The organism is Rhizobium sp. S163 (assembly GCF_030380805.1).
GTDB lineage: Bacteria > Pseudomonadota > Alphaproteobacteria > Rhizobiales > Rhizobiaceae > Rhizobium.
Genome location: NZ_JAUDSA010000012.1, coordinates 336469 through 350559 on the forward strand (window position 1 = coordinate 336469; position 14091 = coordinate 350559).

12 protein-coding genes are annotated in these 14091 nt (G+C 58.2%); 9 read left to right on the forward strand and 3 right to left on the reverse strand.

Features of this window, described 5'->3' with window-relative positions; all coding sequences use genetic code 11:
- The 4 genes from QTL96_RS11435 to QTL96_RS11450 are packed head-to-tail and all read left to right on the forward strand — an operon-like array spanning position 1 to position 5113.
- Positions 1 to 1218, forward strand: a complete 1218-nt coding sequence (locus QTL96_RS11435; RefSeq protein ID WP_289727784.1) for a GTP-binding protein — start codon at positions 1 to 3, stop codon at positions 1216 to 1218.
- 34 nt (positions 1219 to 1252) lie between these two features.
- A complete protein-coding gene (locus tag QTL96_RS11440; RefSeq protein WP_112943385.1) occupies positions 1253 to 1546 on the forward strand; it encodes a hypothetical protein in 294 nt (97 codons plus the stop codon).
- Between the two features lie 31 nt (positions 1547 to 1577).
- Complete coding sequence (locus tag QTL96_RS11445) at positions 1578 to 3713, forward strand: peptidase domain-containing ABC transporter (RefSeq protein WP_289727785.1); 2136 nt, start codon at positions 1578 to 1580, stop codon at positions 3711 to 3713.
- Positions 3710 to 5113 (forward strand): HlyD family type I secretion periplasmic adaptor subunit, encoded by a 1404-nt coding sequence (locus tag QTL96_RS11450; RefSeq protein WP_289727786.1) that lies wholly within the window; start codon positions 3710 to 3712, stop codon positions 5111 to 5113. The genes QTL96_RS11445 and QTL96_RS11450 overlap by 4 nt, the downstream gene beginning before the upstream one ends.
- A gap of 82 nt (positions 5114 to 5195) precedes the next feature.
- Here the strand turns inward: QTL96_RS11450 and QTL96_RS11455 are convergent, their stop codons facing one another.
- Positions 5196 to 6101: a hypothetical protein gene (locus QTL96_RS11455; protein ID WP_289727787.1), complete on the reverse strand. Its 906-nt coding sequence runs from the start codon at positions 6099 to 6101 to the stop codon at positions 5196 to 5198.
- A gap of 451 nt (positions 6102 to 6552) precedes the next feature.
- On the opposite strand from QTL96_RS11455, the gene QTL96_RS11460 reads away from it, so the two are divergent.
- Positions 6553 to 7785: an O-antigen ligase family protein gene (locus QTL96_RS11460; protein WP_289727788.1), complete on the forward strand. Its 1233-nt coding sequence runs from the start codon at positions 6553 to 6555 to the stop codon at positions 7783 to 7785.
- Between the two features lie 223 nt (positions 7786 to 8008).
- On the opposite strand, the gene QTL96_RS11465 is transcribed toward QTL96_RS11460, so the two are convergent.
- Complete coding sequence (locus QTL96_RS11465) at positions 8009 to 9202, reverse strand: glycosyltransferase (RefSeq protein WP_289727789.1); 1194 nt, start codon at positions 9200 to 9202, stop codon at positions 8009 to 8011.
- 6 nt (positions 9203 to 9208) lie between these two features.
- Positions 9209 to 10414: a glycosyltransferase gene (locus QTL96_RS11470; protein ID WP_289727790.1), complete on the reverse strand. Its 1206-nt coding sequence runs from the start codon at positions 10412 to 10414 to the stop codon at positions 9209 to 9211.
- Between the two features lie 332 nt (positions 10415 to 10746).
- On the opposite strand from QTL96_RS11470, the gene QTL96_RS11475 reads away from it, so the two are divergent.
- From QTL96_RS11475 to QTL96_RS11490, 4 genes are read left to right on the forward strand one after another with little or no spacing between them, the layout of a single operon-like run.
- On the forward strand, positions 10747 to 11253 hold the full coding sequence (locus QTL96_RS11475; protein ID WP_289727791.1) for an acyltransferase: 507 nt from the start codon (positions 10747 to 10749) through the stop codon (positions 11251 to 11253).
- A complete protein-coding gene (locus QTL96_RS11480) occupies positions 11250 to 12287 on the forward strand; it encodes a Gfo/Idh/MocA family oxidoreductase (protein WP_289727792.1) in 1038 nt (345 codons plus the stop codon). The genes QTL96_RS11475 and QTL96_RS11480 overlap by 4 nt, the downstream gene beginning before the upstream one ends.
- On the forward strand, positions 12284 to 13390 hold the full coding sequence (locus QTL96_RS11485; protein ID WP_289727793.1) for a DegT/DnrJ/EryC1/StrS family aminotransferase: 1107 nt from the start codon (positions 12284 to 12286) through the stop codon (positions 13388 to 13390). Before QTL96_RS11480 ends, QTL96_RS11485 begins: the two co-directional genes overlap by 4 nt.
- Positions 13380 to 14090, forward strand: a complete 711-nt coding sequence (locus tag QTL96_RS11490) for a DapH/DapD/GlmU-related protein (RefSeq protein ID WP_289727794.1) — start codon at positions 13380 to 13382, stop codon at positions 14088 to 14090. The genes QTL96_RS11485 and QTL96_RS11490 overlap by 11 nt, the downstream gene beginning before the upstream one ends.
- The last annotated feature ends 1 nt before the right edge of the window (position 14091 follow it).

The window sequence follows — 14091 nt, forward strand, 5'->3', positions numbered from 1 at the left end:
ATGAAACGGGGCGCAAGCGACAACAGGCTTCCGGTAACGGTTTTGGCGGGCTTCCTCGGCGCCGGCAAAACCACCCTGCTCAATCATGTCCTGCGCAATCGCGAGGGACGCCGCGTGGCGGTCATCGTCAACGACATGAGCGAGGTCAACATCGACGCCGACCTTGTTCGGGGCAACGCCAACCTGTCGCGCACGAACGAAACGCTGGTGGAGCTCAGCAACGGCTGCATCTGTTGCACGCTGCGCGACGACCTGTTGACGGAGGTCCGCCGGCTCGCCGCCGAGGGTCGCTTCGACTACCTGCTGATCGAAGGCACCGGTATTGCCGAGCCGCTGCCGATCGCCGCCACCTTCTCGTTTCGCGACGAAAACGGCGCAGCGCTCTGCGATACCGCCCGACTGGACACGATGGTGTCAGTCGTCGATGCGGCCAATCTCTTGGCTGACTTTTCCAGCACGGATTTCCTTAGCGATCGTGGCGAGGTCCGCGATGCAGAGGACAACCGCTCACTGATCGACCTTCTCGTCGACCAGATCGAATTCGCCGACGTCATCGTGATCAACAAAATCTCGGAGGTCGATGCGGCAACGCGCATCATGATACGGCAGATCGTGGCGTCGCTGAACCCGGACGCGCGCGTGGTCGAGACGGATTTCGGCGACCTGCCGCTGGGCTCGATCCTCGACACCCGCCTGTTTAGCGAAGCGAAATCTGCGCGCCATCCGCTGTGGCACAAGGAGCTCTATGGATGGGGCGACCATGTACCGGAGACGGAAGAATATGGCATTTCAAGTTTCGTCTACCGCGCACGCCGGCCATTCGATCCGGTGAAGCTGGAGCGTGTTCTGGCTATAGAATGGCCGGGGCTGATCCGCGCGAAGGGCCATTTCTGGCTCGCGACCCGGCCCTCGGAAATAGGCCAGCTTTCGATTGCCGGCGTTCAGCGCCAGATTACCGCCAAGGGCTATTGGTGGGCGACGGTGCCAAAGGCGCAATGGCCACGCTATCCGCAATTCCGGCAGCTACTGGACAAGCACTGGAACGAGATATGGGGTGACCGCCGCCAGGAACTCGTCTTCATCGGCGCAGGTCTTGATCAGGAGGTAGTCTGCGCAGCGCTCGACGACTGCCTCGTTGGCAACGATACCGGCTTCGATCAGCATTTGGCACAGGGCATGCACGATCCCTTTCCAGCGTGGCAACACGGCCATGCTTGACACATTCTGAAACAACCAAACCAGAGGGCATACAATGAGCAGCGAACTTTATTCTGATGGCATCGGCGAAATCACGGTAACTGGAACGATTGTCAGGATCGACCTGATGTCGCTTTCGGCAACGGAACGTGATGCAAGCAACAATCCGAAGCCTGAATTCCGCCAGCGCATCATTATGCCTGTCGAGGCATTCGCGAACGCGGTGGATCTGATGCAGAAAGCGCTCGGCGGTCTCGTTGAGGCAGGCGCCGTCCGCCGCATCAGCGACATTCAGACTCCAGCGGCGGATGCGGCTCAGTCGCAGAACGCTTCGCCGAATTTCAACTGAACGCTATCGCTATTCCGGGTGGGCCACGCGTATGTTTTTGCACACCAATCTCCACTGTCTTGCTCTCGTCGCGCGTCACCACGGCGTCGACCTCTCACCTGAGCGCCTACAGCATGACTATGCTGTAGGGGAGGAACCTGTCGCCATGCGCCAGCTTCTGCGCATGGCGAAAGACGCCGGGCTGAAGGCCAAGAACCTTACGCTCACCTGGCCATCGCTCTTCCAGCTGGGCAATGCCTATCCCATTCTTGCCGAACTTGAGAACGGCAACTGGGTTGTAGTGGCCGGCGCAATCGATAGCGATGAAAAGCAAGTGCGCGTCCTCGACCCACTAGCGGCCCGGCCTGAGTTCATTTTGCTGAGCGAAGAGCAGTTCACCAAATCGTGGCGCGGTTCCGTCGTCCTGATGAAGCGCAACCATCGCATGGGCGACGACGACCAACCGTTCGGCTTCCGCTGGTTCATTCCTGAAGTCATCAAGCAGCGCAGCTTCTTCCGTGATGTCGCGCTTGCCGCCTTTGTTCTTTATGGCCTCGGATTGACCACCCCGATGTTCTTTCAGCTGGTCATCGACAAGGTGCTGGTGCACCAAAGCTACGCCACGCTGACGGTGCTGACGATCGGCATCGCCGTCGCCCTGATCTTCGACGCAACTTTCAGCTTCCTCAGACGCTATCTTCTGCTTTACGCGACGAACCGGATCGACATCCGCATTGCCACCCGCACATTTGGACACCTGCTCAATCTTCCCATCGCGCTATTCGAACAGGCATCCGCCGGCGTTATCGTCAAGCATATGCAGCAGACTGGGCGCATTCGTGAATTTCTTACCGGGCGTCTTTTCCTCACGCTTCTCGATGGGCTTTCGCTGCTTGTCTTCATCCCGATCCTGCTCCTTTACAGCGTGAAGCTGACCTTTGTGGTGCTCGGCTTTGCCGCTCTCGTCGGGCTCGTGGTGATGCTGCTAGTCGGCCCGTTCCAGCGACGTCTGCAGGCGCTCTACAAGGCCGAAGGCGATCGACAAGCGCTCTTGGTCGAAACCGTGCACGGCATGCGCACCGTTAAGTCGCTTGCCCTGGAGCCCCGCCAGCGCAAGGTGTGGGACGACCACTCAGCGCAGGCGATCTCCGTGCGGTTCCGCGTCGACAAGATCTCCACGGTCGCTCAGTCGCTCACCGGTCTTCTGGAAAAGCTGATGGGCGTGGCGATCATAGGTCTTGGCGCCCTCGACGTATTCAATGGCTCAATGACGGTCGGCGCACTCGTTGCGTTCAACATGCTGGCTGGCCGCGTCTCCGGGCCGCTGGTGCAAATCGTGACAATGGTGCACGAATACCAGGAAGTCGCGCTCTCTGTTCGAATGCTCGGCGAGATTATGAATCAGCGTCCGGAACAATTCGGCCGCGGTCGCGGCATCCGCCCGCAGCTTCGCGGACGCATCGATTTCGACAAGGTCACCTTCCGCTACGCGCCCGATGGCGCGCCGGCGCTCGACGATGTCACGTTCAGCATTCCTGAGGGGTCCGTTTTCGGTGTCGTCGGCAAGAGCGGCTCTGGCAAGACGACGATCACGCGCCTGATCCAGGGATTGTATCAAAGCCAGCAGGGCCTCGTTCGCGTCGATGGCTACGACAGCCGCGAGATCGACCTCGTGCACCTGAGAACCAGCATCGGCGTAGTGCTGCAGGACAACTTTCTGTTCAAGGGCACCGTTCGCGAAAACATCGCGGCCGCAAAGCCGGATGCCAGCATCGAGGAGATTATCGAGGTCGCGCGCATCGCCGGCGCAGAGGAGTTCATTGAGCGCCTGCCGCGTGGCTTCGAGACCATGCTTGAGGAGAACGCCGCGAACCTTTCCGGCGGGCAGAAGCAGCGACTAGCGATCGCGCGCGCTCTGATCACGGATCCCAAACTGCTGATCTTCGATGAGGCAACGAGTGCGCTCGACCCCGACAGCGAAGCTATCATCCGGCAGAATCTTAGCCAGATCGCGGCCGGTCGGACAGTGATCATCGTCTCGCACCGGCTCTCCACGCTTGTCGACGCCGATGCCATTCTCGTGGTGGAACGCGGCAAGATCGCCGACATCGGCCGCCACGATCAGCTCGTAACGCGCTGCATGACCTATCGTCATCTTTGGTCGCAGCAGATGAGGCAGGTAGCATGAACGCGCACGCTGGAAAGCCAAACCTTCCCATTCCGGTCAAACCGGACGACAATCAGCTAGCCTCGCGCGGGGGATTCTCTCCTGTCATCGCTGAGTTCCAATCCGATGCCGTGGAACTCGAGGAGCGTGCTCCACCGCGCGTCGCGCGCATGACACTCTACTGCATCACCGCGTTAATCGTCTCGGCGATCATATGGGCTTCGGTGTCATCGATCGACGAAGTGGTGATCGCGCCAGGAAAGCTCGTGACGACGCAGCCAACGATCGTGGTTCAGCCGCTCGAAACCTCGATCGTACGAACGATCGACGTGAAGGCCGGCGATCTCGTACATAGCGGCCAGACGCTGGCAACGCTCGACGCGACCTTCAGCCAGGCGGACGTGGATCAATTGACTGCGAAGTTCGCCGCACTCGACGCGCAGGTAAAGCGTATCGAAGCGGAGCTGTCCGGTGTCGATTACTCGTCCATCGCCGGGGCGACGCAAAACGAGATCTTGCAGGCACAGCTGTTCGGACAACGCCGTGCGTTCTACACAGCGCAACTGCAGAACTTCCACCAGCAACTCGCCGGTCAGGCCGCGACGATCGCCGCCAGCAAGGCACAACAAGCAGTGCTTGTCGATCGTCGCGAGAACCTAGCTCGGATCGAAGCCACTCGCGAACGCCTCTATGACCGCGAGAGCGGGTCGCTCATCACGCTGCTTGCGTCTCGCGACGCCCGGCTTGACGTCGAGGCAAGTTTGTCGACCGTAAAGGGTCGCGCCGATGAAGCGGAGCATGCCTACGCGAAGCTGGAGGCCGATCGCCAGGCCTTTATCGAGGACTTCCGCCGCGCATCGATGGAGCAGCTCGTCGATCTCAGAAGCCAGCGCGACACGGCCGGCGAAGAGCTGAAGAAGATGGAACTGCGGCGAAACATGGTGATCTTGACCGCGCCCGCGGATGCCGTAGTGCTCGATCTGGCGCAGCGCTCCGTCGGCTCGGTCGTCAAGGAGGCCGAACCCATCGTCACCCTCGTTCCCCTGAACGTGCCGCTTGAGGCCGAAGTATCCGTCAATGCACGCGACATCGGCCGTATAGAGACAGATACGCAAGCGCGCATCAAATTCGACGCCTATCCCTTCCAGAAGTACGGTACGGCGTCGGGAACTGTGCGAACGATCAGTCGTGACACTTTCACCCCGACCCAGCAGGACGCCGTCGCCACGCAGTCGAACCAGCCTTTCTTCAAGGCCCGTGTTCTCCTAGCTGACAAGAGCCTCGGCACGGACAAGGACCCAGTCCGGCTACTTCCTGGTATGGCGGTTTCAGCCGAGATCATGGTCGGACAGCGGACCGTGATTTCGTACTTCCTGTATCCGTTGCTGAAAGGATTGGACACGGCGATCCGGGAGCCGTGAGTACAGCCCGTTTCGTCTAGGGTGCACTCAATCATTGCGATTATCAAGGACTGTCGCTTGGCTGAGGCTACGCCGAGAGACACTAGCGCGCTCCAAGTGCAGAGCCATCGTCCCACACATTGTCGCTCCAGACATTGCCCTCTCCATTACTGTCGAACGATGTCGTAGGGCCGAAGGATCCGCACTTTCCATTCCTGCCGCGCTGCCAGACGTTGCCGGTCACGACGATAGAGGTAGGGTTCGAACCGAACGGCTTTTGCGGATTCAGACCAAAGGATGTGCAGAAGCCGCCGGGCGTGGCGGGAAAATAATTCTCCTCGAACCTGAAGCGAGCTAGGGGAGCGAAATCTCCGTAGATTTGCGCGTTGCCTGAGCAACCGCCTTCGCCGATGTCCTCGACATCACACAAGATTGTGTTGCGCCTCACGATCACGTCATGTCCTCCATTGGACATGTAACCGCCGAGGTGCTGCGGTTTGCCGGGGTGAAGATATTGCCCGTGCAGCCAGGAACCTTCCACTAGGCAATTGGGCGAACACAGGACGCTAGTTTGTCCGCCCCTCACTTCGGATCGCCGCACGGTTATGTTGGAAAAACCTATCGTCGGACCCAGCCACGCACCACTGTCAGCAAGACTATCCTCTATCGTGAGAGAGGCGTCGGCAGTGTCTACGTCAACGCGTACGATCTGACTCCGAGTTATACGCACGCCGCTCGCCTCCACGATCAAGGGGCAGTTGACGATGCGAGCGTCGATGACCGTGTTTGGCTTAGTAATCGTGCATGGCCCATCGTAAGCCGTAAGAATCGTCCCCTTCGGTATCCCCGTATTATGCGGCCCTGGAAATCTGCTGACATCGATCGGCTTTCGAACGGCCTCGGCAGCCGAGACGATGATTGGTGCGACCGAGCTTGCCAGGGCCACTACGGCCACCGCCCACCTTTGGACCAGCTTCGACGTCCCCTGCCGGCGCTTCGTGTTTCTCATATCGTCTTCCTCCGATAAGAACAGGATGGCGAAAGCGCCTTGAAGGTTTGCGGTGAGATTAGATACGATGTTACATGATGGATACAACGTAAGGTTATCCGATATATTCCACGCATATAAGCAGACAACTCTTAGTCATTTCGGACGATACGTGAGTATATCTTAAGGATAAATCGCTGCGTTGTTCGTTCTTGGTTATTATATGCCACCTCGATAGTCAGCGATCCGGCAACGTGTCGATTGATGTCGGATAATGACGGTATACAGGCGCTACCCGGACCCGGTGATGAGTGAGTATAGATTAGCCCGAAGCCGATACCCGTATGTTCAGGCGAACGAGGACGCCGCTCTTGGGTTGCCTCATGCCCGGCCGGGGCGGCAGCGCGGTAGCATGTGCGAGCAATCCGGCCTCGCCACGTCACGCCCGCTTCCTCTTCCCGTTAAGTTGTTCATGATAGGACTTCTTATACCCTGGATCATGCCGCTCGGACCACTTAACCTTTTCGCTTACCGCATCGTCTTGTTGGGAGCTTTGTTGCCTTGTGTGGCAGTGTTTGCGCAAGGAAAGATCGGACCCGTGAGGGCGGCTGATATCGGCCTTTTTTTTTACAGTCTCTGGATCACCTTATCCTTCGCTGTAATTCACGGGTTAGAAGTTGCAGTACAGTCCGGCGGCATGATGTTCATCGACGGAATGGGCGCATATTTACTGGCGCGCTGCTACATTCGCAGCGCTAACGATTTCCGCAACATGATCATGTTTGCGATCAGGTTGCTTGCGTGCCTTATGCCCTTTGCTCTCTATGAATGGACAACCGGCCAAAAACCTCTGCTCTCGTCATTCGGAACAATATTTCCAACGGTCGAAGTGACGACGATGACGCCGCGCCTGGGTCTTTGGCGTGTCCAGGGACCTTTCAGCCATTCCATTCTTTTTGGCGTTTATTGCGGCAGCCTTCTTGCATTGGCCGGTCTCGTCGCCAGCAGACGTCCATCTACTCGTCGCATCGCGGTTTGTCTCGTCGCTGGAACCACCATCATGTCGATGTCATCGGCACCGATCGCCGGGATTTTCTTCCAACTCGCGCTGCTGGCGTGGAACAGTGTGCTTGGCGACTTCAAGTGGCGTTGGAAGCTGCTGTGGATGCTGGCGCTAGTTGGCTACCTTGTCATCGAATTCGGGTCCAACCAGACACCAATTCAATTTTACGTCTCTCATTTCACGTTCGAACAACAGACAGGATGGTACCGCATCTGGATCTGGAACTATGGTTCAGCGTCCGTTGGAAACCATCCAATCTTTGGAATTGGGCTCAACGATTGGGCGCGGCCGAGCTGGATGGTTAGCGATAGCGTAGACAACTTCTGGCTTCTCACAGCGATGCGTTATGGCCTGCCCGCTTTCGGACTTCTCACACTGTCGTGGCTGTTTTTGTGGATCTCGATCGCTCGAAGGAGAGATTTGCATCGGGATCTCGTACCTTACCGAACTGCCTACCTTATTTGCATGGCGACCTTTGTGTTCGTCGGCTCAACCGTCCATTTTTGGGTCGCTGTCTACGCTTGGCTTTTTTTCCTAAGCGGCGCCGGCGTTTGGCTCCTGGATGCCAAGGCAGACGGAAGCACTCACAACACACAGTCGCGCAAGGGCAATAATCGATTTAGATCCGAAGTAACGATCTAGCAACGTCCGCAAATCTTGTCGGGAAAATATCGGTCGGCCCCACGACTGCGCAGAGGCCAAGACGTTCAAAGCGCGCAGCGCTATTCTAGCCAGCACTCGAGAGAGAGAGAGCTATCAGCGTGAACGCTGGTTTGGAAAGTATCGTAACGGAAACCGTCACGAACGCCGACCCGGAGCATCGGTCAAAGTCGGAACAAGACGATCGCGATCAGCCAATAGGCATCTAAACGCCGATCTTACCTCTGCGCCAGCGACGAAGATACTCCGCCAACCGAAATGCAATAGCCGGAAGTGCCCAAAGCGGATGAATTGGCAACGGAAGTATGCCCAGCCGCTCCCGCCGTGCCACGGCGCGCCCCATCGGCGATTGACGTGCAGCAGGGTCGATTTCAAGCGCAAGTGCTTCGAACCGCTTGTAGGGAAAGTCGCGTTTGCCCCTTGCATAGGCGTAGCTCACGTGCTCAAGGGCCTGCCGTGACATTGTTTTCCGGGCCAGTTCCAGCAATTCAGCGGCATTATGAAGGCCGCGCCCGACGCCCGAGAAGACCACCTGAAATGATTGCCACCTCTGACTGAGATCGATAAAACGTCCGTTGGTCGTTCCAGAGCTGAAATCGACCTTGTTCATGTTCGACGTGTGATGTCGATGATAGGCTTGATCCACGTTGAGCAAGAAACCAATATCCGCCACTGCGGACGTCCTCAGCCACATCTCAAAATCCCCGGCATGGGGCAGGTCAGCACGATAGCCGCCAAACGAGCGCAGCGTTGACGTCCGCATGATGACCTCAGGCGAGGCGACGACGTTGTATCCGGATTTGCAGCGGAGGCTTAACCAATCATTCCCCGGCCAGATGATCCAGCCCGATTGGTCGGTTCGACTCTGTGGCAAAGTATCATGAAAATGTATCGCATTGCCGTAGACAAGTCCGACGGATGGCTCGGCGGCTAGCAACTCCGCCGCGCGTGTCAAGGCGCCCGGCGTCACAAGATCATCGGCAGAGAGGAGGAGAACGTAATCCCCCGTCGCCGCATCCAACCCCTCATTATAGGTGGCGATGTGGCCCTGGTTCGTCTCGTGCGCAATCACCTTGACGCACGGCTCTTCGCGTTGAAGCTGACGCGCCGTTTCGAGACTGTTGTCGGTCGACTTATCGTCAACGATGATAATCTCAACGTCGATGCCAGGCTGATCCGTTATCAAGCTGGTGACACACTGTCGTAGGAACCTGCCGTAGTTGTAGCAAGGGACCACCACGCTGACACGATGCACGCCTTGCAGGGGGCAAGCCTTACGAATTCGCCCGCCGAGCATCTTCGTGAGAAGAGTGATCACTAGGCCCTGCTTTGGAGCATTCCTCCGCGATTTACCTTCAGGCTGCGAGAACGCTAACGAGAACATTCGATCTTCCGACATCTGCAATTATCCTTGATGGCCGTGAACGCCGGCATCCAAACGAAGGCCGAGCGCGACGCTTCGCGGCGGTTGCGGGTCCGCGGTTTTGGCTGCCGCCCCCCTCATGAGCTCGCAATAGATCGCGCAAACCTGCTCACTCTCGTGAGTCGGGGAATACGTCGCCGCGATATATCGCGCCGCCTCAGCTCCTTGCCGCTGACACCAGTCAGGCTCGCGTTCATCGTTGATCACCGCCTGTTCCACTGCCTGGGAAAATCCAAGGATGTCCCCACTTGCTACCGGCGCCGCGAAGCCTTCTCGAAAAAAGTCGGTTCCACCGTATCCATGATTTCCCACCACGTAACACCCGCAAGCCATAGCCTCCGCTGCGGGAAGACCAAACCCTTCCTGACGCGTGAAGGCCATGAAAATACGGGACTTCCGAAGCTCTTCGCCTATAGCAGCATGAGCAAGGCCGTTTAGTGGTACGAATTCCCAGCCTTGGAATGCATCTCGGTTTTTGAGCAGGCTCATCACCTGAACAGCATCGTCACTGCTTCGACGAGGCATATAGCAAATCCGCTTTGGCCGCGGAGCGACGGATGGATAAAAGATGTCGGGATCGATACTCAAGCGTAGATGGAAAACGTCTAGATGAGGAAACCCGTATTGCAGCATCGCCGCGTTATGTTCTGAGACGGTCAAAACGCCCGCGAGATCAGATGACGCTCTGTAGGCGACGCGTGCGGCCTGCTCCCCTTGGCGCCAAGTCAAGTGTGTGTTCTGATTGAAGATCGCGTAACGAGTACCTTTCTCTAGGCTTTGAATGGTGCTCACGCTAATCTCGGACACAACCAGCAGGTCGCCGTGCAAGACAACCGTGTCTTCGACGTAGCATATAGGCGTTTGGTTCTCGAACCAATCGCACCTGAAGCCCGCGCGCTGGTGGAGTACAACGGCGTTAATACCGGCCTTGTTGAGAATATCTACATGTCGATAGATCACCAGTATGCCACCCGAAGGAACCTGATAATCAGGCGTAAGGAAGTATATAGTCGGCTTCGAGCTTGGGGCCGTGCTGGTCTTAACTTTGAGACGCCCTTTTCTCTCGGCACAAGCTGCCGCAATTCGCTTTAGAACACTGGAAAGGCTCGTGCGTAGGCCGAGTCGAGTTCGGTCCAGCGTCACCATAAAAATCCTCCTCAGCACCATGTCTTGGAAGAACTTACCCATAGGTCTGACGATATTCTACTTGCTCAAACGTGGAAACAGATACGCCAAATGGCGAGCAATTACCTGCGAGCGGCGGCTATCAAGCCTTGCAGCGATATGATAAACGCCGCTCCCCAAGTATATTCTCCCTCGCGCTACTATTATAAATGTTCTTTTATTACTTTCAGTAAAATATCCTCCTGTCTTTGACGTCTACGTCTTTAGGCGATGCAAATACAACATTCGTCATTCTTTACTTCTTGCAAAAAAATATATCTTCTGACCCCACGGACACCAACGCAGATATGTTTCGAGTTTCAAAGCATTGGCGCCGTATTTGTGGGGTTTCATGCATGATTGCTTCAAGTGTAAAACTAGGCGACGACGTCGTCATTCATCATCCAGACCTAGTGAATCTCTATGGCTGCTCGATCGGCTCGGGCACACGTGTCGGAACCTTCGTCGAGATCCAGAAGAGCGCCGTTATCGGTGAAAACTGCAAGATCTCCAGCCACTCCTTCGTTTGCGAGGGCGTGACGATCGAGGATGGGGTGTTTATCGGCCATGGCGTGATGTTCACGAATGATCTTCAGCCTCGCGCCGTCAATCTCGATGGCTCACTTCAGTCGGACGCCGATTGGGCTGTCGTCCCCACGGTTGTGAAACGCTATGCCTCGATCGGCAGCAACGCGACCATCGTCGCAGGCATCACAATCGGCGAGGGCGCGCAGATTGGCGCCGGCGCGGTCGTGACAAAGGATGTTCCTGACTACGCAATTGCAGCAGGCGTGCCTGCGCGGATCATTGGCCGCGCCAAGGACGCTCCAGTCGAAATTCTGTCATCTGGGAGGGCACGATGATCGGTATTGCCGTCGTCGGTTATGGCTATTGGGGACCCAATCTGGTCCGAAATTTCGCGGAAACGCCAGGCGCACAGCTGTTGTGGGTCTGCGATTTGAAAAAGGACCGGTTGGGCGCCGTGCAGATGCGCTATCCGACCGTCAAGATCACCGACGATTTCGACGAGGTCTTGCGCGACCCCCGCGTCGACGCGATCGCGATCGCGACACCGGTTTTCGCCCATTACAAGCTTGCCATGCAGGCGATGATGGCCGGCAAGCACGTGTTCGTTGAAAAGCCGATGGCTTCGACCTCGGAAGAGGCGCGCCGCATGGTGGAAGAAGCCACCCGCCGGGGCCTGATCCTCGCGGTCGACCACACCTTCATCCACACCGGCGCCGTCCGCAAGATGCGCGAGATCATCGAAACCGGTCTCGGCGACGTCTATTATTACGACTCCGTGCGCGTCAATCTCGGCCTCTTCCAGCACGATGTCAGCGTCGTCTGGGATCTGGCGGTTCACGACCTGTCGATCATGGACTACGTGTTGCCGGAAAAGCCGGTCGCGGTGTCCGCCACCGGCATGGGCCATGTGGCAGGCGAGCCGGAGAATATCGCCTATCTGACTCTGTTTTTCGAGAGCAAGCTGATCGCGCATATCCACGTGAACTGGCTGGCGCCGGTGAAGGTTCGCCGCACACTGATCGGCGGCAGCAACAAGATGATCGTTTACGACGATCTCGAGCCTAGCGAAAAGATCAAAGTCTACGACAAGGGCATCACGCTGAACGGCAATGCCGAACAGAACGGCGACAAGGTCTACGAGATGCGCGTCGGTTACCGCACCGGCGACATGTACGCGCCGCAGCTCGACATGACGGAAGCGCTCGGCCGCGAGCTTAAGCAGTTCGTCGATTGCGTCACCAACAAGACGCAACCGCTCGCCGATGGCCACGCCGGCCTGCGCGTGGTGCGCATTCTCGAAGCCGCGACGCAATCGCTTGCTCAGCGCGGCCGTGTCATCGAACTCGAACAGGCAAGGCTGATAGCATGATCCCGTTGCTCGACCTGAAGGCTCAATACGCGTCGATCAAGGACGATGTCGATGCCGCGGTTCTCCGCGTTCTTGCTTCCGGCCACTATGTGCTCGGCGAGGAAGTCGCGCGCTTCGAAGAGGAATTCGCGCACTATTGCGGCACGAAACACGCCATTGCCGTCAACACCGGCACCAGCGCGTTGCACCTGTCGCTGCTCGCAGCCGGCGTCGGGCCTGATGATGAGGTCGTCACGGTATCGCTGACCTTCGTCGCGACCACCGCCGCCATCTGCTACACGGGCGCCCGGCCGGTTTTCGTCGATGTGGAGCCGGTGACGCTCACCATGGACCCGGCGAAGCTGGAAGCTGCGATTACCCGCAAGACCAAGGCGATCGTGCCGGTTCATCTCTATGGCCAGATGGCCGATATGGATGCCATTCAGGCGATCGCCGACAAATATGGCCTGCCCATTATCGAGGACGCCTGCCAGGCACATGGCGCCGAATATAAGGGCAAGCGCGCCGGCAGCATCGGGATCTCCGGCAGCTTCAGCTTCTACCCGGGCAAGAACCTCGGCGCCTGCGGCGAAGGCGGCATCATCGTCACCAATGACGACGAGCAGGCCAAGGCGATGCGCATGCTGCGCGATTGGGGCCAGGAGAAGCGCTATCACCACGTGATGAAGGGCTACAACTACCGGATGGACGAAATCCAGGGCGCCATCCTCAGGATCAAGCTGCGACATCTCGAAGACTGGACGGAAGCCCGCCGCACGCGCGCCGCGCGCTATTCGGCGCTGCTTGCCGGATCGAGAAGCGTTCAGGCGCCGGTTGCCGCAAGCGACCGCCGCCATGTCTACCACGTCTATGCGGTGCGCACCCCTGATCGCGATCATCTGCAACAGGCGTTGCGCGACGAAGGTATCCATACTGGCTTGCACTATCCCGTGCCGGTCCACCTGCAGGAAGCGCATGCTGATCTCGGCTACCAGGTCGGTGACCTCCCGGTTTCGGAAGCGGCGGCGCGCGAAGTGCTTTCGCTACCGATCTATCCGGAGCTGACGATGCGCCAAGTCGAAGAGGTCGTGGCCGCGGTGGAGCAGGACGCCTATGTCAGCTGACCCAGCCCCTCTCGTCCGGCTTGTCCAGTCGGTGCACGGCCTGAAGGAAAACGCGTCCGATCCGCTCTATCAGAGTGAACTCGCCAAGGAGCTGCGCCAGACCTACGGGCTGGCGGGGCTGGTGGAGCTATACGCGCGTTTCGCCAATGGCGACGGCTTCGTCGACGCCTTCATGCGCAAGGTCATCTGGAACAGCTTCACGCGCTCCTGCGGCTCGGGCCTGCAGGTCGGCAGCGGCGTCGGGTTCAAGCATCCGGAGACCTTCGAAATCGGCAACGGCGTTTTCATCGGCGCCCAGGCCTATATCCAGGGACGTTTCGACGGCACCTGCAAGATCGGCGACAATACGTGGATCGGCCCGCAGGCCTATTTCGACGCGCGTAACCTCATCCTTGAGGAATGCGTCGGCTGGGGGCCGGGGGCCAAGGTTCTTGGCTCCAGCCATACGGCACTTCCGGTCGACGTACCCATCATCCGCACCGATCTCGAAATCAAACCGGTGCGCATCGGCGCTTGGGCCGATATCGGCACCAACGCCACCATCCTGCCGGGCGTTACCGTCGGCAAGGGCGCGATCGTCGGCGCCGGCGCGGTGGTTGTGGCGGATGTGGAACCGTTCTCTGTCGTTGCCGGCGTACCGGCGAAATTCATCCGGTGGCGCGAAGACTCCGATCCCTCAACTGTGAAAAGCGTGGAGTAGT

Bases quoted from the DNA above. Each gene is read 5' to 3' on its own strand.
- QTL96_RS11480 (WP_289727792.1), top strand. From the start codon at position 11,250: ATGATCGGTATTGCCGTCGTCGGTTATGGCTATTGGGGACCCAATCTG.
- QTL96_RS11475 (WP_289727791.1), top strand. From the start codon at position 10,747: ATGATTGCTTCAAGTGTAAAACTAGGCGACGACGTCGTCATTCATCAT.
- QTL96_RS11440 (WP_112943385.1), top strand. From the start codon at position 1,253: ATGAGCAGCGAACTTTATTCTGATGGCATCGGCGAAATCACGGTAACT.
- QTL96_RS11445 (WP_289727785.1), top strand. From the start codon at position 1,578: ATGTTTTTGCACACCAATCTCCACTGTCTTGCTCTCGTCGCGCGTCAC.
- QTL96_RS11460 (WP_289727788.1), top strand. From the start codon at position 6,553: ATGATAGGACTTCTTATACCCTGGATCATGCCGCTCGGACCACTTAAC.
- QTL96_RS11450 (WP_289727786.1), top strand. From the start codon at position 3,710: ATGAACGCGCACGCTGGAAAGCCAAACCTTCCCATTCCGGTCAAACCG.
- QTL96_RS11465 (WP_289727789.1), bottom strand. From the start codon at position 9,202: ATGTCGGAAGATCGAATGTTCTCGTTAGCGTTCTCGCAGCCTGAAGGT.
- QTL96_RS11490 (WP_289727794.1), top strand. From the start codon at position 13,380: ATGTCAGCTGACCCAGCCCCTCTCGTCCGGCTTGTCCAGTCGGTGCAC.
- QTL96_RS11485 (WP_289727793.1), top strand. From the start codon at position 12,284: ATGATCCCGTTGCTCGACCTGAAGGCTCAATACGCGTCGATCAAGGAC.
- QTL96_RS11455 (WP_289727787.1), bottom strand. From the start codon at position 6,101: ATGAGAAACACGAAGCGCCGGCAGGGGACGTCGAAGCTGGTCCAAAGG.
- QTL96_RS11470 (WP_289727790.1), bottom strand. From the start codon at position 10,414: ATGGGTAAGTTCTTCCAAGACATGGTGCTGAGGAGGATTTTTATGGTG.
- QTL96_RS11435 (WP_289727784.1), top strand. From the start codon at position 1: ATGAAACGGGGCGCAAGCGACAACAGGCTTCCGGTAACGGTTTTGGCG.